This is a genomic window from Actinacidiphila epipremni (assembly GCF_012034175.1).
Classification (GTDB): domain Bacteria; phylum Actinomycetota; class Actinomycetes; order Streptomycetales; family Streptomycetaceae; genus Actinacidiphila; species Actinacidiphila epipremni.
The window spans coordinates 57,812-79,384 of sequence record NZ_JAATEJ010000025.1; the positions used below are offsets into that span (position 1 = coordinate 57,812).

General features: G+C 75.2%; 19 protein-coding genes. 9 read left to right on the plus strand and 10 right to left on the minus strand.

What is annotated here, in order from left to right:
* Nucleotides 1–24 precede the first annotated feature (24 nt).
* Both HCN08_RS36975 and HCN08_RS36980 read left to right on the plus strand, forming a co-directional pair.
* On the plus strand, nucleotides 25–966 hold the full coding sequence (locus HCN08_RS36975) for an LPXTG cell wall anchor domain-containing protein (RefSeq protein WP_407648891.1): 942 nt from the start codon (nucleotides 25–27) through the stop codon (nucleotides 964–966).
* 198 nt (nucleotides 967–1,164) lie between these two features.
* On the plus strand, nucleotides 1,165–2,124 hold the full coding sequence (locus HCN08_RS36980; protein ID WP_407648886.1) for a VanZ family protein: 960 nt from the start codon (nucleotides 1,165–1,167) through the stop codon (nucleotides 2,122–2,124).
* A gap of 50 nt (nucleotides 2,125–2,174) precedes the next feature.
* Here HCN08_RS36980 and HCN08_RS26375 read toward each other — a convergent pair whose 3' ends face one another.
* Together HCN08_RS26375 and HCN08_RS26380 are read right to left on the minus strand one after the other, a co-directional pair.
* A complete protein-coding gene (locus HCN08_RS26375; protein ID WP_167985753.1) occupies nucleotides 2,175–4,796 on the minus strand; it encodes a helicase C-terminal domain-containing protein in 2,622 nt (873 codons plus the stop codon).
* A gap of 10 nt (nucleotides 4,797–4,806) precedes the next feature.
* A complete protein-coding gene (locus tag HCN08_RS26380; RefSeq protein ID WP_167985754.1) occupies nucleotides 4,807–5,082 on the minus strand; it encodes a hypothetical protein in 276 nt (91 codons plus the stop codon).
* A 174-nt stretch (nucleotides 5,083–5,256) separates the two neighbouring features.
* On the opposite strand from HCN08_RS26380, the gene HCN08_RS26385 reads away from it, so the two are divergent.
* Nucleotides 5,257–6,279 (plus strand): hypothetical protein, encoded by a 1,023-nt coding sequence (locus tag HCN08_RS26385; RefSeq protein ID WP_167985755.1) that lies wholly within the window; start codon nucleotides 5,257–5,259, stop codon nucleotides 6,277–6,279.
* 264 nt (nucleotides 6,280–6,543) lie between these two features.
* The gene (locus HCN08_RS26390) at nucleotides 6,544–7,182 is read left to right on the plus strand and encodes an HAD family hydrolase (protein ID WP_322974681.1); all 639 of its coding nucleotides are present in this window, start codon (nucleotides 6,544–6,546) and stop codon (nucleotides 7,180–7,182) included.
* A 9-nt stretch (nucleotides 7,183–7,191) separates the two neighbouring features.
* On the opposite strand, the gene HCN08_RS26395 is transcribed toward HCN08_RS26390, so the two are convergent.
* Entirely contained in the window at nucleotides 7,192–7,416 is a 225-nt protein-coding gene (locus HCN08_RS26395; protein ID WP_167985819.1) for a hypothetical protein, read from the minus strand.
* 171 nt (nucleotides 7,417–7,587) lie between these two features.
* Here HCN08_RS26395 and HCN08_RS36735 point away from each other — a divergent pair, with 171 nt between their 5' ends.
* Entirely contained in the window at nucleotides 7,588–7,971 is a 384-nt protein-coding gene (locus HCN08_RS36735) for a cold-shock protein (protein WP_167985757.1), read from the plus strand.
* A gap of 68 nt (nucleotides 7,972–8,039) precedes the next feature.
* Here HCN08_RS36735 and HCN08_RS26405 read toward each other — a convergent pair whose 3' ends face one another.
* From HCN08_RS26405 to HCN08_RS26420, 4 genes are all read right to left on the minus strand, one after another.
* The gene (locus HCN08_RS26405; RefSeq protein WP_240970467.1) at nucleotides 8,040–8,993 is read right to left on the minus strand and encodes a 1,4-dihydroxy-6-naphthoate synthase; all 954 of its coding nucleotides are present in this window, start codon (nucleotides 8,991–8,993) and stop codon (nucleotides 8,040–8,042) included.
* On the minus strand, nucleotides 8,935–9,672 hold the full coding sequence (locus tag HCN08_RS26410; protein WP_322974683.1) for a futalosine hydrolase: 738 nt from the start codon (nucleotides 9,670–9,672) through the stop codon (nucleotides 8,935–8,937). The genes HCN08_RS26405 and HCN08_RS26410 overlap by 59 nt, the downstream gene beginning before the upstream one ends.
* Nucleotides 9,673–9,674: 2 nt before the next feature.
* Nucleotides 9,675–10,166 (minus strand): hypothetical protein, encoded by a 492-nt coding sequence (locus HCN08_RS26415; protein ID WP_206319259.1) that lies wholly within the window; start codon nucleotides 10,164–10,166, stop codon nucleotides 9,675–9,677.
* A gap of 186 nt (nucleotides 10,167–10,352) precedes the next feature.
* On the minus strand, nucleotides 10,353–11,729 hold the full coding sequence (locus tag HCN08_RS26420; protein WP_167985758.1) for an MFS transporter: 1,377 nt from the start codon (nucleotides 11,727–11,729) through the stop codon (nucleotides 10,353–10,355).
* Between the two features lie 260 nt (nucleotides 11,730–11,989).
* Here HCN08_RS26420 and HCN08_RS26425 point away from each other — a divergent pair, with 260 nt between their 5' ends.
* Both HCN08_RS26425 and HCN08_RS26430 read left to right on the plus strand, forming a co-directional pair.
* Entirely contained in the window at nucleotides 11,990–12,811 is an 822-nt protein-coding gene (locus tag HCN08_RS26425; RefSeq protein ID WP_167985759.1) for a DUF3027 domain-containing protein, read from the plus strand.
* 178 nt (nucleotides 12,812–12,989) lie between these two features.
* Nucleotides 12,990–16,178: a sacsin N-terminal ATP-binding-like domain-containing protein gene (locus HCN08_RS26430; protein ID WP_167985760.1), complete on the plus strand. Its 3,189-nt coding sequence runs from the start codon at nucleotides 12,990–12,992 to the stop codon at nucleotides 16,176–16,178.
* Between the two features lie 89 nt (nucleotides 16,179–16,267).
* Here HCN08_RS26430 and HCN08_RS26435 read toward each other — a convergent pair whose 3' ends face one another.
* Both HCN08_RS26435 and HCN08_RS26440 read right to left on the minus strand, forming a co-directional pair.
* On the minus strand, nucleotides 16,268–18,775 hold the full coding sequence (locus HCN08_RS26435) for an HAD-IC family P-type ATPase (RefSeq protein WP_167985761.1): 2,508 nt from the start codon (nucleotides 18,773–18,775) through the stop codon (nucleotides 16,268–16,270).
* A gap of 48 nt (nucleotides 18,776–18,823) precedes the next feature.
* The gene (locus HCN08_RS26440; protein WP_167985762.1) at nucleotides 18,824–19,102 is read right to left on the minus strand and encodes a DUF2530 domain-containing protein; all 279 of its coding nucleotides are present in this window, start codon (nucleotides 19,100–19,102) and stop codon (nucleotides 18,824–18,826) included.
* A gap of 176 nt (nucleotides 19,103–19,278) precedes the next feature.
* Between HCN08_RS26440 and HCN08_RS26445 the strand changes: the two genes are divergently transcribed.
* A complete protein-coding gene (locus HCN08_RS26445) occupies nucleotides 19,279–20,730 on the plus strand; it encodes an NCS2 family permease (protein WP_167985763.1) in 1,452 nt (483 codons plus the stop codon).
* Here HCN08_RS26445 and HCN08_RS26450 read toward each other — a convergent pair.
* Nucleotides 20,700–20,939, minus strand: coding sequence for a ribbon-helix-helix protein, CopG family (locus HCN08_RS26450; RefSeq protein ID WP_167985764.1), 240 nt, complete (start codon nucleotides 20,937–20,939; stop codon nucleotides 20,700–20,702). The two genes, HCN08_RS26445 and HCN08_RS26450, sit on opposite strands and share 31 nt — an antisense overlap.
* Nucleotides 20,940–21,189: 250 nt before the next feature.
* Between HCN08_RS26450 and HCN08_RS26455 the strand changes: the two genes are divergently transcribed.
* A complete protein-coding gene (locus tag HCN08_RS26455) occupies nucleotides 21,190–21,567 on the plus strand; it encodes a MarR family winged helix-turn-helix transcriptional regulator (protein WP_167985822.1) in 378 nt (125 codons plus the stop codon).
* Nucleotides 21,568–21,573: the final 6 nt, after the last annotated feature.

The following is a 21,573-nucleotide window of genomic DNA, read 5'->3' on the forward strand; positions in this document are numbered from 1 at the left end:
TCGGCCGTGGTCGTCGCGGGAGTCATGGCCGCGGCCGGCCTGCTGCTCCCCGGCTCCGCCTCCGCCACCGGCGGGGGCGCGACGGGCGCCCTGGGCCCGGCCTCCCACCCCGGCTCCTCGCAGCCCGTCGACTGGCCGACCGCCTGGCCCAGCCAGGCGGCAGCGGCGAGCCGGCCCGACACGGCGGACCGCCCCCACGACACGACCACGCGGCCCGGCACCCAGAGCCGCCCGCACGACACCGCGGCGCGACCCGGCGCCGAGAGCCGCCCGCAGCAGTCGTCGGGACGCCCCGACGGCGCGGGCACCCTCGACACGGGGTGGCCGCAGCCCGGCGAGTCGACGCCGCCGGACACGGGGTGGCCGCAGCCGAGCGAGTCGGACTGCCCGCCCTCGACCCCGCCCACCCGCCCGACGCACCACCCGACCCACCACCCGTCGCACCCGCCTACCCACCACCCGCATCCCCCGACGCACCACCCGCACCCGCCGACGCACCACCCGTCGCACCACCCGTCGCACCCGCCGACCCACCCGCCGACCCATCCGCCGACGCACCCTCCGACGCACCCGCCGACCCATCCGCCAACCCATCCGCCGACGCACCCCCCGACGCATCCGCCAACCCATCCGCCGACGCACCCCCCGACGCATCCGCCCACGCATCCCCCGACGCACCCGCCGACCCATCCCCCGACCCATCCGCCGACGCATCCGCCCACGACTCCGCCGACCACTCCGCCGACGACGCCGCCCACCAGCACGCCGCCGACGGTTCCGCCGACGCATGGGCACCCGTCGCATCACCCCTCGCACCACCCGTCGCAGCCGCCGACCACCTCGCCCGGCCTTCCGCACACCGGTGCGGACGGGGTCGAGTGGATCGGGGCGGCAGCGGTCGCGGTGCTCGGGGCCGGCGGAACGCTGCTGTTCATGTCGCGTCGGCGCCGTGGGCAGCACCACTGAGGCATTGCCCGGCCCGGCACAGGTGCGGGGGCCGCAACGGCGGTGAGACGTTCGCGCCGCCGTGACAGCCCCTCACCGCCGTGAGACCCCGGCACCACCGCGACAGCCGGTCGCGGTGGTGCCGGGGTCTTTGGCGTACGGCGGCGGCACGCGGGTAAACGGCGGCCAGAGGGCTTCGACCGAGGGGGGTTACGCCAGATGGCGATGCGAGTGGCACTCTTCGACCGGCTCCGCGGATCACGTCCCGAGCCGCCGCCCGAGCCGCGCCCAGGCCGTAAGACGGCGGCGAAACGCACGGCGTCGCCGGCCGAGGCGAAGACGGCCGCGGGCGCCAAGGCCAGGGCCGGTGCGAAGTCCGGGGCCAAGGCCAGCCCGAAGGCCGGCGCCAAGGCCACGGCGAAGGCCGCCCCCGCGCCGGGTTCGCGGCTGCGGCGGAAGCCCGCCGTGGCTGCCGGAGCCGAGGCGGCGAGCCCCCGCAGGGTGAATGTGCGGCCGTGGCGCAAGGCCGGGCCCGCGGAGCCCGCGCCCCCGCCCGAGCCGGCGGCGGAGCCGAAACCGCGGCTCTGGCGCCGCCCGGCCGGCCGTACCCACGAGCGCGAGCGGGCGCGGGAGCGAGTGCGCAAGCCCCCGCCGCCGCTGCTCCAGCGGCGTTCGGTCCTGCCGATGCTCGCGCGGGCGGCGGTGCTGGCCGTCGCGATCGTGTGCATGGCGGCGTTCGCGGTGGCGCTCGCGAAGGTCACCCTCGTGCCGTCACCCTCCTCGGACGCCCTGATCCACACCAACCTCAAGCCGGGCGCGTCCATCCACGCCTACCTCGACCAGCCGAACGTCCGCGACTCGGTCAAGCAGATCGGCGGCAACGTCCTGCTCGGCGTCCCCTTCGGCGTCCTGCTGCCGATGCTCTTCCCCGGCGCCCGCGGCCTGCTGCGGGTGGTCGTGCTGACCGCGCTGGTCATGGTGATGATCGAGATCACGCAGGGCGCGATGGTGGAGGGCCGGGCGTTCGACATCGACGACGTCATCCTCAACACCGCCGGCTCGCTCCTCGGCTATCTGCTGCTCGGCCGCCGCCTCGGCTCCGCGCTCCACCCGCACCGCACGCACTGGTGGCACCGCTACTTCCCGCCGGCCGCCGACCGGGACCGTACGAGGCCGTAAAACCGTAAAGCCGTGAGGCCGTATCGCCATAAAGGCGTGTGCCGCCGGGCTCAGGCCCCTTCGTCGGCGAGTTCGGCGACGCCCGTGATGCGGTGCAGCGCGAAGGTGCGCATCTCGTCCGTGGTGTGGTCGTACGCCGTCACGTGGCCGCCCTCGACGCGTACCGGGGCGATGACGCGCTGCGTGGCGGAGCCCTCGGCGTTGACGTAGCCGATCCACAGCGCCTGGCCGGTCAGCACGGCGGACTGCACCGTGGCGAGGGTTTCCGCGGTCGGCGTGCGGGGGACGCCGGGCGGCGGGTCCTCGGGCGGGCGGCGGACCGCGGTCGCGGCGCGGTCGCCGGCCCGGATGGTCTTGACGGCGAGGCCGAGCAGCGTGCCGTCGGGCGTGGGCGGGCCGTCCGGTACGGGCACGGGCGCCGTACGGGGCGGGGTGCGGCGGGCGTCGGGGCGGGTGATCAGGACGTCGCCCTCCGCGGACTCCGCCGCCGGGGCCAGGCCCATCGCGCGCAGCCGCTCCAGCAGCGTCGCCGGGTCGGCCTGCGCGGCCAGCACGGTGGCGGCCAGCCGGCGCAGGCCCAGGCCCGAGGCGCGCCGGTCGGCGAGGAGCTCGGTGAGCAGGGCGTCGTCGTCGCAGCGCAGATACGCCGCCGCCGCGCCGACCCGCAGGGTGCCGTGCCGCCGGGCGACGTCGTCGATGAGGTAGGCCAGCGGCTGCGGTACGGGGGTGCGCGAGTGCGCGGTGAGGAAGTCCTTGAGCTCGGCGGCGGTACGGCCGGCGTCCAGGGCCCGGCGCACCGAGTCCGGGGTGAAGCGGTAGACGGTCGCGCCGCCCTTGGACTCGATGTCGGCGAGCACGCCCAGCGTCTCGGCGAGCGGCGCGATCAGCGGGCCCGGCGCGACGGCGGTGAGGTCGGCCTGGAGCAGCACATGGTCCAGCGGCTCGGGCAGCAGCGGCGCGAGCAGGGCCGCGGCGCGGGCGGCCCGCGCGTCGGCGCCGGACCCGGCGGCAGGGCCCGCGCCCCGGCGCCCCGCAGCTCCCTTCACGGCGGCCCCCGCGGCCCCCGAGCCCTCGGAGCCCTCCGCGCCCCCCGGGTCCTGCGCCCCGTCGCCGCCCCGCTCGCCGGCCGCCGTGACCGTGAGCAGCGGCCTTGCGTGCGCGGCGAGCGCCCCCCGCCCCGTCACGCCCAGCGCCTCCGCGTCCTCCAGCGTCCAGCGGACCAGGTCCGTACGCAGCGAGTCCGCGGACGCGCGCAGCGGACGGTCCCAGCGCAGCCGGGCCAGCAGCTCCTCCGGCCTTGCCGCCGCGCCCGGCGGGAGGGCGGCCAGCAGGCCCAGCACCGCCTGCCGGACGTGCGGGGCGAGCGAGCGGTCGAGGTCGGGGCCGAGCGCGGCCAGGGCGCGGCCCTTGGCGTCGCGGGTGCCGACCAGGCCCGGCGTGCGGGTCGCGGCGAGCCATGCGCCGGCCAGCGCCGTCCACTGCCGCTCGGCCGGCAGCAGCAGCCATTCGTCGGCGGCCGGCGTGAGCGCGTACGCCTCGTCCACCTCGCCGTCGCCCGCGACGAGACCGGCCGCGTACGCCAGCTCCAGCCAGAAGGCGGCCTGCGGCTCGGTGAGGTCGAGGGCCGCGGCGGTGCGCTTGAGGTCGCGCACGCTCAGGCCGCCGGCGCGCAGCACCGCAGGGCCGCCGGTCTGCCACTCCTTGAGCAGGTCGGCGACCGTGCGGACGGCGGTGAACGCCTGGCCCGCGGCGGTCGCGTCCACCGTCTTCTGCGTCCGCTGCACCGGCGCGACCTGCGGCGGCAGCGGCTGCGGGGCGCGGTGCGCGCGGCCGGCCCGCAGGCCGAGGGCCGCCTCGCGCGGCAGGACGACGTTGTTGCGGCCCGCGGGCAGCAGCAGGCCGCGGGCCAGCAGCCACTGCACCGGCGTCTCCGCCTCCTCCGCCCGCCACGCCACCGTGGCGTCCCTGACCTCGCCGTACGGCGGCCCCCACACCAGCCGGTCCAGCACCGCCCGTACGCCCTCGGGCGCCTGCGCCAGCAGCGCGGCGAACCGCCCGGGGTCGCCGAACAGCGCCGCGAGCGCCGCCACCGCGCTCTGGGGGTCGTGCGTCGCGGGGAGCCCGGCGTCGGCCAGCAGCTCCTGGAGCCGGGCCGGCGACATCCCGGCGGTCGCCTCGGCCACGGACGGCCCGAGGCCGGTCGAGGACGGCATCGAGGCGGACGGCGCGAGCACGTCCCGGGCGGTGCGCACCAGCCGCAGCCGGTCGTCCTCGCCCCACACCAGGCCGCTCTCGCGCAGCGCTGCGACCGCCCGCGGCAGTTCCCCGGCCACCGCCCGCGCCGTCCCGTCGTCCAGCGGCTCGCCGAGCCCCGCGGTCGCCTCCGCCGCCGGCACCCCGGTCATGAGGCCGCCCAGCGTCTCGTACGCGCACCCGTCCGGGGCCAGCGCCAGCGCCTCCGCCACCTGCCGCGTGAAGGCGTCGAGCCGGTCCAGGGCCCGTACGACCGAGGTACGGGTGGCCGCGCGGGTCGCGAGCTGCGTGAGGTCGCTCGGGACCGGCGCCATCAGGTCCGGGCGGGCACGCAGCAGCCGCACCAGCGCGTCGTCGTCCCGCGCGCGCAGGTCTTCCGCGAGGGTGCGCGGCGCACTGCTCTGGCCACCGGTCGTCATCCGTCCCACATTAGGCCCTGCCACCCGCGTCGCGCCGGGCCCGGGCACCGTGTTCGCCCCCGCGGTCCGGCTCCACCGCCGCCACCGCCCCCGTCACCTCCGCCTCTGGGCCGGCCACCGCCTCCGCTCCCGGCGGCGCCGGTCGCCGCCTGCGGTGCAGGAGGCGGGCGCCCAGCGCGATCAGGCAGAGGGCCAGCGCGACGAGGCACAGCGTCGCGACGACCGACCCCAGCACGATCAGCGCGAACATGGCGGCCAGGTGCTCCAGGCCCTTCCCGATGTCCATGGCCGGACCCTGCTCGCCGCCGGCCGGCGCCATGCGGGCCGTTGGCGATTCGCGGCCCGCGGGTGTCCGATCCGCAACCGGAACGCCGTCCGCGAGGTGTCCCGGCGACAGCCGCACCGGCGGGCCGGTACCTTCGGCTGAGGCGAAAACGGTGCGGGGGGAGGGCGGTTGGTCGTGGGCGTCGAGAGCGATCGGCTGGTGTTCGACTACCTGAGCCGGGTCGGTGACCTGGCCCAGACCGCGATGCCCGCCGCACAACGCATGCAACTGGTCGCGCAGTTGCGCAAGGACATCGAGCGCGAGACGCGCGGGGCGGACTCGGCCGCCGCCGTGCAGCGCGTCCTGGGCCGGATCGGCAGCCCCGACGACGTCGTGGAGGCGGCGGCGGAGCAGGTCGCGGGCCGGGCGTCCCGGGCCGGCGCCGCAGCCCCGCCGCCCCCGCCCGCGCAGGAGCCGCCGCCCGGCTCGTACGGGCCCTACGCCAAGCCGCCGGGCGGCGGCAGGGTGCCCCGCCCGGGCCGGCCGGCCCAGGGCCGTACGGAAGGCGCGGGCGCCGGCGGGTTCACCGGCGGGACCGGCGGCTTCTCCGGCGGAGTCGAGTGGTGGCAGGGCGACGGGCGCGGCGGCCTCGGCTCCGGCGAGGAGCTGGTGGGGCTGCCGGGCATGACCGGCGGGATCTTCATCCCCGTCGACGACGAGGACTTGGACGCCGCCGGCCGCCCCCTCGCCAAAACCGCCGTCGAGGAGGCCGAAGCCGAGGCCGAGGACGAGGCCGAGGAGGTCGCGGAGGAGGTCCCGGCCGGCGCCCGGCCCCGCCGCCGCCTGCTGCCGCGGATGCTGCGCGCCGGCGGGGCCGCCCGCGGCTGGGGCAGCCCCGTCCTGCTGCTGGCCGCCGCGCTGCTGCTGGCCGGCGCCGCGATCGGCTCCCTCATCCCGCTGGGCCTGGGCTGGCTGACGGCCTGGCTCTCCCGCAGACTCAGCCGCCCCCAGGCCAAGTTCGCGGTGCTGGTCATCCCGGGCGCGTTCGCCGCCGGCATGCTCGTGTGGATCTGGGGCCGCGACGTCGGCAAGTGGGGCGACCCCATCGCCCAGGGGCAGGTGGGCCAGGCGTTCCAGGACACCTACCCGCTCACCGTCCGGCTCGCGGCGGTCGGCACGGCCCTCTACCTCCTCTGGCGCAGCCGCCGCTCGGCCTAGGGGAGCCGCAGCGGCGGTATGCACCACCAGCCCGCCACCGCAAAGGCCGCGCCGACCGTGGCACCCGCAGGCCGCGGAGCACCTCGGCGTTCCGGCTCGTGCCGCCGTGCAGCAGCGCGTCCAGCACCTGCGGCGGCGCGGCGTCCCACGGCTGCCGACGGCCCTCGGACGGCACGCCGGGCATGAGCTCAGGCCGCGCCAGCTATGCGTGGTGACCCCGTCACCTTTGCGGAGAGGTTGACCCGCCAGGTGACAATAGGTGCCGTGACCAACGACCTCTTCTCCGTTCCGCCGGCCCTCACGGTCGGCTTCGACCTCGACATGACCCTGATCGACTCCCGGCCCGGGATCAAGGCCGTGTACGACCGGCTCGCGGCGGAGACCGGCGTCTTCATCGACTCCGCGCTCGCCGTCACGCGACTGGGACCGCCGCTGGACGACGAGTTGGCCAACTGGTTCCCGCCGGAGCAGGTCCCGCAGATGGCCGACCGCTACCGTGACCTCTACCCGCACCACGCCATCGCCCCCACGCCCGCGATGCCGGGCGCGACCGACGCGGTGGCCGCGGTCCGGGCGGCAGGCGGCCGTCCGGTCGTGGTGACCGCCAAATACGGCCCCAACGCCGAGCTGCACCTCGCGCACGTGGGAATCGAGGCGGAGCTGCGCGGCTGGCTCTGGGCGGAGGCCAAGGCCGAGGCACTGGTCGAGTGGGGCGCGACCGTCTATGTCGGCGACCACACAGGGGACGTACGGGGCGCGCACCGGGCGGGTGCGCTCTCCGTGGCGGTGGCCACCGGGCCGTGCAGCGCGGCGGAGCTGCGGGCGGCGGGAGCCGATGTCGTCCTGGCCTCTCTGGAAGAATTCCCCGGCTGGCTGGCCGCCCACACCTCGCAGGCGGCCTGACCTTCGAATTCACGCCTGCGGGTGACCCCCGGGCCGCCGCTGCGCCAGCGCCGACCGCAGCAGGCCCAGCAATGCCAGCGCCAGCCCCACCCCCATCAGCATCGACACGAAATACGCCGGCGTCGGCAGCCGGCGCGTGCCGAGCAGCAGCGGGGCCACCGTGGCCAGGGTGCCGGCCGCCCCGACCACGAAGACGATCGCGCCGATCCTGACGAGCAGGTCACCGGCGCCCATGGTTTGTTTGCTCACCGGACAAGGGTAGGTCCGTGCTGTACGGGCGGGGGATCGGGACCTCGCCGTCTTGTCACACGGCATCTGGCCATTAGCCTTGGTGTCGGCGGGTCTCCGGTGGACCCGCTGCTGTCTTATTCAGAGCGGTTTCGAGCAATGAGGACGAGGTCGGACGTGCCTACCGGCAAGGTCAAGTGGTTCAACAGCGAGAAGGGCTTCGGCTTTCTCTCCCGCGACGACGGCGGCGATGTCTTCGTGCACTCCTCGGTGCTGCCCGACGGCGTCACCGCCCTCAAGCCCGGCCAGCGCGTCGAATTCGGAGTCGTCGCAGGCCAGCGCGGCGACCAGGCGCTCTCGGTGACCCTGCTCGACCCCGCGCCCTCCGTCGCCGCGGCCCAGCGCCGCAAGCCCGACGAACTGCTGCCGATCGTGCAGGACCTCACCACGCTGCTCGAAGACGTCGCCCGGTCGCTGCAGCGTGGCCGCTATCCCGACAAGGCCCACGGCCACAAGATCGCCGCCGTGCTGCGGGTCGTCGCCGACCAGCTCGACGTTTAAGGCAAGGCAAAAGCGGCGCTTTACCGGAGGAAGTTGTTCCGGTAAGCGCCGTTTTCGCTCCGCGAATTTCAGAAAGCCAGTGCGTCGGCGCCCAGCGCCGGCACGAGCCCTTCCGCCGCCGCCCGGGTGAGCAGCCCCCGTACCGCCGCGTAACCCGCCTCGCCCAAATCCGCTGTGAATTCGTTCACATACAGCCCGATGTGCTGGTCGGCGACCGCCGGATCCATCTCCTGGGAATGCGCCAGCACATACCCGCGCGACGCCGCCGGGTCGTCCCACGCCATCCGCACCGAGGTGCGCGCCGCCTCCGCGAGCGCGTGCAGCCGCTCCTTGCCGAGCGACCGCCGCGCGATGATCGCGCCCAGCGGAATGGGCAGCCCCGTGCTGCCCTCCCAGTGCTCACCCATGTCCGCGAGCTTGTGCAGCCCGTAGTTCTGGTACGTGAAACGCGCCTCGTGGATCACCAGGCCAGCGTCCACCCGGCCGTCCCGCACGGCCGGCATGATCTCGTGGAAGGGCATCACCACGATCTCCCCGACGCCGCCCGGCACTTCGGCAGCCGCCCACAGCCGGAAGAGCAGATACGCCGTCGACTTCTCGCTCGGCACCGCGACCGTCCTGCCCGACAGGTCCGTGCCCGGCTCCCGGGTCAGCACCAGCGGCCCGCAGCCGCGGCCCAGCGCCCCGCCGCACGGCAGCAGCGCCCACTCCTCCAGGACCCACGGCAGCACCGCGTAGGAGACCTTCAGCACGTCGAACTCGCCGCGCTCGGCCATGCCGTTGGTGATGTCGATGTCGGCGAACGTCACGTCGACCGGGGGCGCGCCCGGCACCAGGCCGTGCGCCCACGCGTGGAAGACGAAGGTGTCGTTGGGGCAGGGGGAGTACGCGATCCGCAGCGCCTCACCGCTCCCGTTCCCGCCCCCGCCCGCGCTCCCGTACGCGAGCCCGGCGCCGTCGCCGTCAGCGGTCCCCGGTGTCCTCGGTGTCCCCGGGTTCATCGGGTTCGTCGGTGTCGTCATGTGCCGCCTCAACCTCCAAGATTCCCGGGAGCTTCCCGAACGCCGCCGTCAGCGCCGCCAGCGCCTCACCGATACGCCACGCGGCGCGGTCCCGCGGGCCGACGGCGTTGGAGACCGCCCGGATCTCCAGCACGGGTATCCCCAGCTGCGCCGCCGCCTCGGCCACGCCGAAGCCCTCCATCCCCTCGGCCACCGCGCCGGGGTGACGGGCCGCCAGTTCCGCCGCGCGCTCCGCCGTCCCGGTGACCGTACCGACCGTCAGCACCGGCCCGTAGGCCGCGCCCAGCGCGTCCGCGACCGCCCGGCTCAGCCCCGCCGGCGGGTAGTGCTCGCCGCGCCCGAAGCCCAGCTCGGCGACCGGCGTGAAGCCCTCGCCGGTCCGCACCCCGAGGTCCGCCGCCACGATCGTCCGCGCGACGGCGAGCGAGCCCACCGGCGCGGCCGGCGCGAAACCGCCGCCGATCCCCGCGCTGACCACCAGGCCGGGCCGCCGCCCCGCCCCGCACGCGGTCAGCATCGCGTGCATGGCCCGCGCCGCCGCCGCCGCGGGACCCACGCCCGCCGCGACCACCTCGGCACCGCCGCCGGGCGCCCCGGCCGCGGCCAGGCCGGCGGCGACCGCCTCGCGCTCCGCGTCGACCGCGGTCAGCACCAGGACGCGCCCGCGGCGGGTGGACACGGCTAGTTGCTCCGGATCAGGTTGACCTGGATGACCCGGAAGGAGTCCTCACCGGTGGTGTCGGACGACTCCACGATGTTCAGCGTCACCTGCTTAGCGGTGGTGGTGCCGCCGGTCGTCGGGTCCTGCTGGTTGAACAGCTGCTCGCTGTCCACCGACCAGTACGTCTTGTCCTTCAGCGGCTCCGGCGTCACCAGCGTCGTCCCCGACGCGATCAGCCAGCCCTTGTCGGCGATGGACGGGTCCACGCCGATGCGCACCTGGTCGCCGACCGGCACTGTGATGTGGTGCTTCGGGGTGACCTGCAAGCACGCCAGGAACACGTTCTGCGCCAGCTTCTTGCCGCCGTCGTAGCACTTGTCGGCGGCCTCCGCCTGCACGGTCCTGCCGCCCACCGTCACGGTCGCCATGGCGGTCGGCTTGTCGCAGGCGGTGAGGACGACAAGCCCGAGGGAGAGGGCACCAAGCGTGGTGGCGGCGCGGCGAATGCTCATGGCAGGAGGCTACCGGGCGGTCGCCCCCAGCCCGCGCGGGGGTGCGCGTGTCCCCAGGTGGGGGCACCCCCCGCCGCCGCGGGCAGACCCGTACGGGGGACCCGCCACGCGGCGCCGGCGCGCGTACGGGTGCGGTGTCCGGCCCGCCCGGCTCCGGACCCGGCGCCGACCCGGCGCCGGGCGGCCTCAGGCCACGCGGGCGCGGGCCGTACTGCCGCGCCGGGCGCCGCCGAACAGGCCGCGTACCGACACGCCGAAGGCCACCAGCACCAGGCCCGCCGCGCACCCCATGCCCAGCGGGCCGTTCAGCGGCAGCAGTATGCCGAGCCCGCCGCCGACCACCCACGACAGCTGCAACGCCGTCTCCGAGCGCGCGAAGGCCGACGTCCGCACCAGCTCCGGCACATCGCGCTGGATCAGCGCGTCCAGCGACAGCTTCGCCAGCGCCTGCGAGATGCCCGCCACCGCCGTCAGCGCCGCGACCGTGAACAGGGTGTACCAGCCGGCCGCCACCGTCGCCGTCGTCAGCGCGCACACCAGCACCGTCGCGATGATCATCTCGGGGCCGCGCGCCTTCAGCCACGCCCCCAGCGCCGTGCCGAAGGCGTTGCCGACACCCGCCGCCACGCCGACCACGCCCAGCGACATCGCCGGCGTCAGCCCGTTCAGCGGGTGCTCGCGCATCATGAAGGCCAGGAACATCGTCAGGAAGCCCGACAGCGCCCGCAGCCCCCCGTTGCCCTGGAGCGCGTGCAGCACCGACGAGCCGACGCTCAGCAGCCCCGGCTTGCGCCCTGGCAGCCCGGCCGGCTCCGGCGGCGCCTCCTCGTCCGCCGACAGCCGCACCTTCTCCTCGCCGCGCGCCGAGTCGACCTTCGCCGGCAGCGACAGCGACAGGATCGCGCCGCACAGGAACACCACGAAGGCCCCGTAGAGCGGCCACTGCGGCCCTATCACGTTCAGCCCCGCCGCCACCGGCGCCGCCACCGCCGTCGCCAGCAGGCCCGACAGCGTCACCCGCGAGTTGGCCTTCACCAGCGTCGTACGGCCCGGCAGGAGCCGCGGCACCACCGCGCTGCGCACCACGCCGTACGCCTTCGACGCCACCAGGACCCCGAGCGCCGCCGGATACAGGCCCAGGCCCGCCGTGGCGATCACCCCGGCCATCGTCCAGGCCAGCACCGCCCGGGCCATCATCGCCATCGCCATCGCGGCCCGGCGGCCGTGCTGCAACCGGTCCAGCAGCGGGCCGATCACCGGCGCCAGCAGGGCGAAGGGCGCCATCGTCACCAGCAGATACAGCGCCACCCTGCCGCGCGCCTCGCCACTGGGCACCGAGAAGAACACCGTGCTGGCCAGCGCCACGGTGATCATCATGTCGCCGGCGGAGTTGACGGCGTGCAGCTCGATCAGCTTGGCCAGGCCCGACTCGCCCGCGCCGCCGGACCGTGTCGCCCGCCGGATGCGCCGGCCCAGCGCACCGGCGGGACCGCCCACGCCGCGGGCGAGGGCGCGTCCCGCGCTGCGCACCGGCCCGCGGCCGGCTGTGACGGTTCTTGCCATGACGCAATCCTGCCCCAATCGGAAGAGTGCTCACCCCCTCCTTTGCGGGCGTGGTGCGCACAGGTACCGTGCGATCACGCAGAATGGGTGGCAACAGGTGCGCCCGAGGACGCTCGGGCAGGACCGGATTGGCAGGGAGACCAGGCGTCGAAGCGGTCCACAGGTCCGCTCCGCTGCGACTCTCCGCGTCGGGTCCTTTCCGCCCGCGAGCGCACACGTGAGACGGCGTAGAGAGAGAAACGATTTCTGTGAGTGCAGCGATGCGAAGCCGTACCCCTGACCGCCTGTGCGCCGAGGCGGTCGAGATGGCCAGGGACGTCACGGTGGAGGCGGCGGGACCGGACTCCGTGGGCGAGCACCTGGGCGTCGCCGCGGAGGGGGACCGGGTCGTCACCCATTACTTCGCCTGCACCGAGCCCGCCTACCGCGGCTGGCGCTGGGCCACCACGCTGACCCGCGCCTCCCGCGCCAAGGTCGTCACCATCGACGAAACGGTGCTGCTGCCCGGCGACGACGCCATCCTCGCCCCGGAATGGGTGCCGTGGAGCGACCGGCTGCGCCCCGGCGACATGGGCCCCGGCGACCTGCTGCCCACCGAGGCCGACGACCTGCGCCTGGAGCCCGGCTACAGCGGCGAGGACGAACCGCCGGCCGCGCCCGTCATCGAGGAGACCGTCGCCGAGGACGTCATCGTGCCGTCCGTCGCCACCATCGCCTCGATCGCCGGGCAGCTCGGCCTGGGCCGCCCCCGCGTGCTGTCCCGCTACGGGCTGCACGCCGCCGCCGACCGCTGGGACGAGCAGTTCGGCCCGAAGACCGCCATGGCGCAGGCCGCCCCCGCCAACTGCGTCAGCTGCGGCTTCCTGGTGCCGATCGCCGGCTCCCTCAGCCAGGCCTTCGGGATCTGCGCCAACGAGTTCTCGCCCGCCGACGGCCGCCTGGTCTCCCTCGGCTACGGCTGCGGCGGCCACTCCGAGGCCGCGGTCATGCCCAAGCCCCCGCAGCCGGCCCCCATGGTCCTCGACGAGTACCACGACACCGACCCGATGACGCTGGAGGCCCGGGAGCCCGGCGCCTCCTGACCGCTTCCCGCGGCAATGTACGGAGCCGTCCGCGGCAATATGCGCCTCCCGCCGCCATATGCGCAGCCGTCCCGCGGCAGCACGTCAGGCCGCGGGATGAAGGGCACGCCGAATGGCGGTACGGTCACCGTGCACAGCCCCCACCCGGGGCCCACCCGCCAGGAGCGAAGGACCGTACGTGACCCGCGCAGGCGTAATCCGGACGCCCCCCGAAGGCCACCCCGACCCGTTCCGCACCGCGGAACTGCGGCGGGCGGTCCTGACCGCCTGGTCCGCGTCCGCCGCCCGCTTCCGCGAGGACGCCAACGCCGAGGAGGACCTCGCCCTCGGCGGCCACCGCGACCGGCTGATCATCGAACTGGCCCAGAACGCCGCCGACGCCGCCACCCGCGCCGGCGTCCCCGGCCGGCTGCGGCTGACCTACCACGAGGCCGCCGGCGACGCCCCCGCCGTCCTCGCCGCCGCCAACACCGGCGCCCCGCTGGACCACACCGCCGTCGAGTCGCTGTCCACCCTGCGCGCCTCCGCCAAGCGCGACGACGGACCCGCCTCCGTCGGCCGCTTCGGCGTCGGCTTTGCCGCGGTCCTCGCCGTCAGCGACGAGCCCGCCGTCGTCGGCCGCGGCGGCGGCGTGCGCTGGTCCCTCGGCGAGGCCCGCGCCCTGGCCGCGGCCGTCCCCGGCCTGGCCGACGAACTGCGCCGCCGCGACGGCCACGTACCCCTGCTGCGGCTCCCGCTGCCCGCGGAGGGCACCGCACCCGACACGTACGACACCGTCGTCGTGCTGCCGCTGCGGGACGGCGCGGCGCAGGACCTCACCGCCCGGCTGCTGGCCGCCGTCGACGACGCGCTGCTGCTGGCGCTGCCCGGGCTCGCCGAGGTCGTCGTCGAGACCCCGCAGGGCGTGCGCACCCTGACCCGTACCGCCACCGCCGACGGCGACGTCCTCGTCGAGGACAGCGCCGCGCCCGCGCCCACCCGCTGGCGCGTGCTGGGCGACGGCGGCGCCCTGACCCCCGACCTGCTCGCCGACCGCCCCGTCGAGGAGCGGCTGCGGCCCGTGTGGTCGGTCACCTGGGCGGTGCCCGTCGCCGCCGACGGCGCCCCCGCCGCGCCCCGCACCGCCGCCGTCGTGCACGCCCCGACGCCCACCGACGAACCCCTCGGCTTCCCCGCGCTGCTGCTGGCCTCGCTGCCGCTGGACCCGACCCGGCGGCACGCCGCGCCCGGCCCGCTCACCGACTTCCTCGTCGAACGCGCCGCCGACGCCTACGTCCGGCTGCTCGCCGCCTGGCGCCCCACCGGCACCGGCGTCGTCGACCTCGTGCCGGGCCCGCTCGGCTCCGGCGCCCTGGACGCAGAACTGCGCCGCCGCGTCCTGGCCCGGCTGCCCCGGACGCCCTTCCTGCCGCGCGCCGCCGAACCGCCCGCCGACGAGGCCGCCGCGCCCGCCGACGGCGGCTGGGAGGACGACGGGCCGCTCGCCGGCGACGGCCACGCCCTGCGCCCGGTCGAGGCCGAGGTCGTCGAGGCCGCCACCGCCGAGGCCGTACGCGTCCTCGCCGAGGTGCTGCCGACGCTGGTCCCCGCCGCCCTGGAGCGCCGCCCGGCGCTGCGGCAGCTCGGCGTCGCCCGGCTCTCCCTCGGTGAGGCCGTCGACCGGCTCGCCGGCGCCGAACGGCCCGCCCAGTGGTGGTGGCGGCTCTACGACGCCCTCGCCGGCACCGACCCCGACGTCCTCAGCGGCCTGCCCGTGCCGCTCGCCGACGGCCGCACCGTTGTCGGCCCCCGCCAGGTGCTGCTGCCCGTGCCGGGCGACGACACCGCGCTGGACCCCGCCCTGCTGGCCCGGCTCGGCCTGCGGCTCGCCCACCCCGACGCCGCCCACCCGCTGCTGGAGAAGCTCGGCGCCGCCCCCGCCACCCCGCGGGCGATCCTCACCTCGCCGCAGGTACGCGCCGCCGTCGCCGCCTCCCTGGACGAGGACGCCGCCTGGGACGTCGAGGAGTCGGGCCTGGACGCCGACGAGCTCGCCGACACCGTCCTGGGCCTCGCCCGCGCCGCCGGCCTCGCGCCCGGCGAGGAGCCCTGGCTCGCCGCCCTGGCCCTCCCCGACGACGAGGGCGAGCTCGCGCCGGCCGGCGAGCTGGTGCTGCCCGGCAGCCCGCTGGAGGCCGTGCTGCGCGAGAACGAGCTCGGCACCGTCGACCCCGACCTCGCCGAGCGCTGGGGCGAGCAGCCGCTCACCGCCGTCGGCGTGCTGGCCACCTTCGCGCTGGTCCGCGCCGCCGACGTCGTCCTCGACCCCGACGACCTGGAGCCGCGCGACAGCGACTGGGCCGAACCCGACGACGTGGGCCTGCTGGACGCCGTCGACGTGTGGTGCGAGGACGTCCTGGACCAGCTCCCCGAGACCGACGTGCCGCCGGTCGCCACCGAGATCGTCGGCGTCCGCGACCTCGACCTCGTCGACGACGACGCCTGGCTCCAGGCCCTCGCGCTGCTGTCCCGGCCCCCGCTGCGGGAGGCCGTGACCGCGCCGGTACGCGTCCTGCTCCCGGACGGCACCACGCAGTCCGTACGCCCGTACGCCGCCTGGTGGCTGCGCGACCACCCCGTCCTCGACGGCCGCAACCCCGTCGGGCTGCGCGCGGCCGGCGGCGACCGGCTGCTCGCCGGGCTCTACGAGGAGGCCGAGACCGACTCCGGCGTCGACGAGCAGGTTCTGCGCGCCCTCGGGGTGCGCACCACGGTCGCCGCGCTGCTGGACGAGCCGGGCGGCGCCGCCGAACTGCTCGCCCGCCTCGCCGACCCCGACCTGCCCGTCGCCCCGGCCCAGCTGCACGGCCTGTACGCGGCCCTGGCCGTCCTCGACCCCGACCAGGTCACCCTGCCCGACGAGCTGCGGGCCGTCGTGGACGGCGAGACGGCCGTCGTCGACGCCGCGGACGCCCTGGTCGCCGACGCCCCCGACCTGCTGCCGCTGGCCGCCGGCCTGCCGCTGCTGCCCGTACCGCCGCGCCTTGCCGCGGAACTGGCCGAACTGCTCCAGGTGCGCCGGCTCAGCGAGACCGTCGAGGCCGCCGTCGTCTCCCAGGGCGAGCCGCACGAGGTGCTGCCGGCCGTCCACGACCTGCTGCCCGGCGCGCCGACCTCGTACGTCGAGCACGAGGAACTCCTCCTCAACGGCGACATCGAGGTCGACTGGCGCTACGTCGACGGCGTCCTGCACGCCGCCACCGTCGAGGGCGTCGCCGCGGGCCTGGCATGGGCCGCCGGCCGCTGGGAGCGCCGCTTCGAGCTGGCCGCGCTCCTGGAGGACCCGTCCCGCACCGAAGAGCTGGCCCGCGACCGCTGGTTCGACTAGCCCGACCCGGCCCCGCCTCCTGCCGGTGGCGGGGCCACTTGCCGAGCCGTGGCACATTGCCGCGGCTCGGTCCATTGCCGCGGCTTCGCCTATTGCGCGGTCGCCTCCCGGCGCCGCATCCACGCCCAGGCGACCTCCAGCGCCACCGCCCCCACCGCGGCGATGCCCACCGCCGCCCACGGCACCTCGTCGCCGACCAGCCGCAGTGCGAAGACCCGCTGCAACCACGGGGTCACCAGCACGATCACGAACCCCACACCCATCGCCAGCACCAGCGCGATCCGCCACCAGGTGTAGGGCCGGGCGATGATCGCCAGCACCCACACCTCCAGCAGGAACAAGGTGAGCGTCGCCGCGCTGGTCTCGGCGTCCAGCGCGCCCGCGCCGGTGTAGTGGTGCCGGGCCAGCAGGTATGCCGCGAAGGACGCCACCGCGCAGATGACCCCGGCGGGCGTGGCGTACCGCATGACCTGGCGCACGAAGTGCGGCCTGGCCCGCTCCTTGTTGGGCGCCAGCGCCAGGAAGAACGCCGGGATGCCGATGGTCAGCGTCGACAGCAGCGTCAGATGCCGGGGCAGGAACGGATACGGCACCTGCCAGCACACCACCAGCACCGCCAGCAGCACCGAGTAGACCGTCTTGGTCAGGAACAGCGTCGCGACCCGGGTGATGTTGCCGATCACCCGGCGGCCCTCGGCCACCACCGAGGGCAGGGTGGCGAAGCTGTTGTCCAGCAGCACGATCTGCGCCACCGCCCGGGTCGCCTCCGAACCCGAGCCCATGGCCACGCCGATGTCCGCGTCCTTGAGCGCCAGCACGTCGTTGACGCCGTCGCCGGTCATCGCCACGTTGTGCCCGCGGGACTGCAGCGCGCCCACCATCTCCCGCTTCTGCTGCGGCGTGACCCGGCCGAAGACCGCGCCCTGCTCCAGCACCGCGGCCATCGCGTCCCGCTCGGCCGGGAGGCGCCGGGCGTCCACCGGCTCCTGCGCACCCGGCAGCCCCAGCTTGCCCGCGACCGCCCCGACCGACACCGCGTTGTCCCCGGAGATGACCTTCGCGTGCACCCCCTGCTCGGCGAAATATCGCAGTGTGTCGCCGGCGTCCGGCCGCAGCCGCTGCTCCAGCACGACGAGCGCCACCGGCTCGACGGCGTCGGGCCTGGCCACCCGCGGGTCGTCCAGCGCGCGCCCGGTGCGGGCCAGCAGCAGCACCCGCAGCCCCTCGTCGTTGAGCCGGTCCACCTCGCCCAGCGCCGGATGCCCGGCGGGCAGCAGCACGTCGGGCGCCCCCATCAGCCAGCCGCTCCGCGTACCGTCCGGCTCGGTGAAGGCGGCGCCGCTGTACTTGCGGGCCGAGCTGAAGGGCAGCGCGGCCGTCTCCCGCCAGCCGGCCGCGTCCCCCGGCGGGAAGGCGTCGATGATCGCCTGGAGGCTGGCGTTGGGCCGCGGGTCGCTGCCGCCGAGCGCGGCCAGCACCCGGCCCACATACCCGCGCTCCCGGCCGCCCCCGGCACCCTCCCCGCGCCCGTCCCCGTCGTCGCGCTCGCCTGCACCAGACCCGCCGCTGCCCAGGATCCGCAGCTCGGTGACGTCCATGCCGCCCTCGGTGAGCGTGCCGGTCTTGTCCAGGCACACCACGTCCACCCGCGCCAGGCCCTCGATCGCCGGCAGCTCCTGCACCAGGCACTGCCGGCGGCCCAGCCGGACCACGCCGATCGCGAAGGCCACCGACGTCAGCAGCACCAGCCCCTCGGGCACCATCGGCACGATGCCGCCGACCGTGCGGCGCACCGCCTCGCGCGCGTCATGGCTCTCCACGGTGAACTGGCTGACGATCAGCCCGGCCGCCGTCGGCACCATCGCCCAGGTGACGTACTTCAGGATCAGGCTGATGCCGCCGCGCAACTCGGAGTTGACCAGCGTGAAGCGCGACGCCTCCTCGGCCAGCTGCGCCGCGTAGGCTTCCCGGCCCACTTTGGTCGCGGTGAAGGCGCCCCCGCCGGCGACCACGAAGCTGCCGGACATCACCGTGTCGCCGGGGTGCTTGAGCACCGGGTCGGCCTCACCGGTGAGCAGCGACTCGTCGACCTCCAGGCCGTCCGCCTCGGCGACCTGCCCGTCCACCACGACCTTGTCGCCCGGGCCCAGCTCGATCAGGTCGCCCAGCACGATCGCGGAGGTGGGGATCTCCCGGGTCGTGCCGTCCCTGCGCACCTCCGGCCGGGCCTCGCCGACCACCGCGAGGCTGTCCAGGGTCCGCTTGGCCCGCAGCTCCTGGACGATGCCGATCGCGGTGTTCGCGACGATGACGAAGCCGAACAGGCCGTCCTGGATCGGGCCCACCACCAGGATGACCAGGAACAGCACGCCGATGATCGCGTTGAACCGGGTCAGGACGTTGGCCCGGACGATCTCGCCGGCCGAGCGGGACGACCGTACGGGGACGTCGTTGACCTCGCCCGCCGCGGTCCGCCGCGCCACCTCGGCGCTGCTCAGCCCCGGAAGCCGCCCCCCGCCGCCCCGGCCGTCCGTGCCGCCGCCCCCGCCGCCCTGCCCGGCGCCCGCCTGCGCACCGGTCACCTCGCCTTCCGTCATGGCTCGACGGTACGCGGCGGCGCCGGCTTTCGGCCGGTTCCGTGCGCCTTACGCGCCCTGCGTGGTCCGGTCCTCGCCGGCCGCCCGGGCCCGCGCTATGGCGTCCCGCCGGGCCCGCGTGTACCACAGGCCCACGAGGCCGAGGCCGCCGCCGGCCGCGCAGGTCCAGATGAACCAGGTGTGGCCGTGGTCGGAGTACCAGCCGTAGAAGGGGAGCTGCACGACGAAGAGCGCGAACCAGACGATCGTGCCGACCGTGACGGTCGCGACGTCGTTGGCCTCCAGCGGCTCGGGGGCCTCGCGCAGTGGGCTCCGCTGCTTGCTCATGACGCCATGGTATGCGGCGGGCGTACGGCGCCGGTGAGCGGCCTGCCTGCGGGGTCTACGCGCGGAGATGGTTTTTCGCCAGTTGGGTATTCATACTGAAACCGGTCACCGCTGACCGGTTTCATTCGTTTGATCGCCCAAATGCGGGCGAGAATGCGCCCCCCTTGAGGTCTTACATGCCCACCCCGGCCACCGCTCAGGTCGACATGGGGCGGCCGTCCGGCCCGCCCACCAACCCGCTGGACCGCTTCTTCCGCATCTCCGAGCGCGGCTCCTCCCTCCCCCGGGAGATCCGCGGCGGTCTCGCGACCTTCTTCGCGATGGCGTACATCATCGTGCTGAACCCGATCATCCTCGGCACCGCCGAGGACAAGTTCCACCACCATCTCAGCGGCGGCCAGCTCGTCACCGCCACCGTGATCACCGCCGCCTTCACCACGCTGCTCATGGGCGTCCTCGGCAACGTGCCGATCGCGCTCGCCGCCGGCCTCGGCGTCAACACCGTGGTCGCCCTCCAGCTCGCCCCCAAGATGAGCTGGCCGGACGCGATGGGCATGGTGGTCCTGGCGGGCCTGGCGATCATGCTCATGGTCGCCACCGGACTGCGCGAGCGGGTGATGACCGCGGTGCCGCTGGGCCTGCGCAAGGGCATCGCGATCGGCATCGGCCTGTTCATCCTGCTCATCGGCCTGGTCGACTCCGGCTTCGTCACCCGCATCCCGGACAAGGCGCACACCACCGTGCCGTTGCAGCTGGGCGCGGACGGCCACCTCACCGGCTGGCCCGTGCTGATCTTCATCCTCGGCACGCTGCTGACCCTGGGCCTGATCATCCGCCGGGTCGCGGGCGCCATCCTGATCTCCATCGTCAGCATGACGGTCCTGGCGCTCATCATCGACGCCGTCGCCGACGTCCCAGCCGAGAGCTGGGGCCTGACCGTCCCCAAGTGGCCCGGCAACCCGGTCTCCACCCCCGACTTCGGCCTGCTCGGCAAGGTCAGCCTGTTCGGCGGATTCCACAAGGTCGGCATCCTCACCGGCGTGCTGTTCGTCTTCACCGTCCTGCTGTCGTGCTTCTTCGACGCGATGGGCACGATCCTCGGCGTCAGCGACGAGGCCGGGCTGCTGGACGAGAAGGGCGACCTGCCGGGCATCAACAAGGTCCTGATGATCGACGGCATCGCCACCGCCGTCGGCGGCGCGAGCTCCTCGTCGGCGAACACCTGCTTCGTGGAGTCCACCGCCGGCGTCGGCGAGGGCGCCAAGACCGGCCTCGCCAGCGTCGTCACCGGCCTGATGTTCGTGCTCGCGCTGTTCCTCACACCGCTGGCCACCATGGTCCCGGCGCAAGCCGCCACCCCCGCGCTGGTCGCGGTGGGCTTCCTGATCCTGTCCGGGTCGATCCGGGAGATCGACTGGAGCGACTTCACCATCGCCGTCCCGGCGTTCCTGACGATGGTGCTGATGCCGTTCACGTACTCGATCACCAACGGCATCGGGATCGGCTTCCTGACCTTCTGCGTCCTGCGGCTGGTGGCCGGCCGCGGCAAGGAGGTGCCGATCGCCCTCTACGCGGTCGCCGCCGTCTTCGCCTTCTACTACCTGATGCCGGCGCTGGGGCTGCTGTAGGGCGGGGGCGCCGGGGCCGCCGGGTCGTCCCCGCCTCGGTAGAAGCGCTCGGTCTCCTCGACCGCGGCGTGGAAGCGCTGGTCGAAGTCGTCGCGGACCAGGGTCGCGACGACGTAGTCCTGTGCGGTCATCCCGCGTTTGGCGGCATGATCGCGGATCCGGTCCCACAGGCGTGCGTCTATGCGCAGGCTGAGCACTCTCGATGCCATACGCCCACGGTCGCGGGCGAAGGCGGCCGTCCGCGCCGCTTTCGCCCGCGATCTCACCCGTTCGGGTGAGATCCGACCGGGTGGCGGTTGAACGCGCCGGGCCCCGCCCGGCGCGTTCTCGCGTTCCCGGGCGCCTTCCGCGGGCGCTTCCCCGGAGTGTGCTTAGGTTAACTAATGAGCTAGACTAAACATCGTGACCGAACTGTCCGAGGACGACCGAGCCGCGGTCAACGAACTGCGCGGCGCCGTGATGCGGCTGTCCCGCCGGCTGCGCAACCAGCGCGTCGACGAGACGCTCAGCCCGACCGAGATGTCGGTGCTCGCCACCCTGGCCCGCTGCGGTTCCGCCACGCCCGGTGAACTGGCCCGCAAGGAGCACGTCCAGCCGCCGTCGATGACCCGCATCGTGGCGATGCTGGAGGCCAAGGGGCTGGTCCGCCGCGAGCCGCACCCCGACGACCGCCGCCAGGTCGTGGTGAGCCGCACCGAGCAGGCCGACTCGATGCTCGCCGAGAGCCGCACCATCCGGAACGCCTGGCTGGCCGATCTCGCCGCGGGCCTGACCGAGGAGGAGCTGGCGATCATGCGGCAGGCCGCGCCCGTCCTGGAGAAGCTCGCTCACCTGTGACCACCG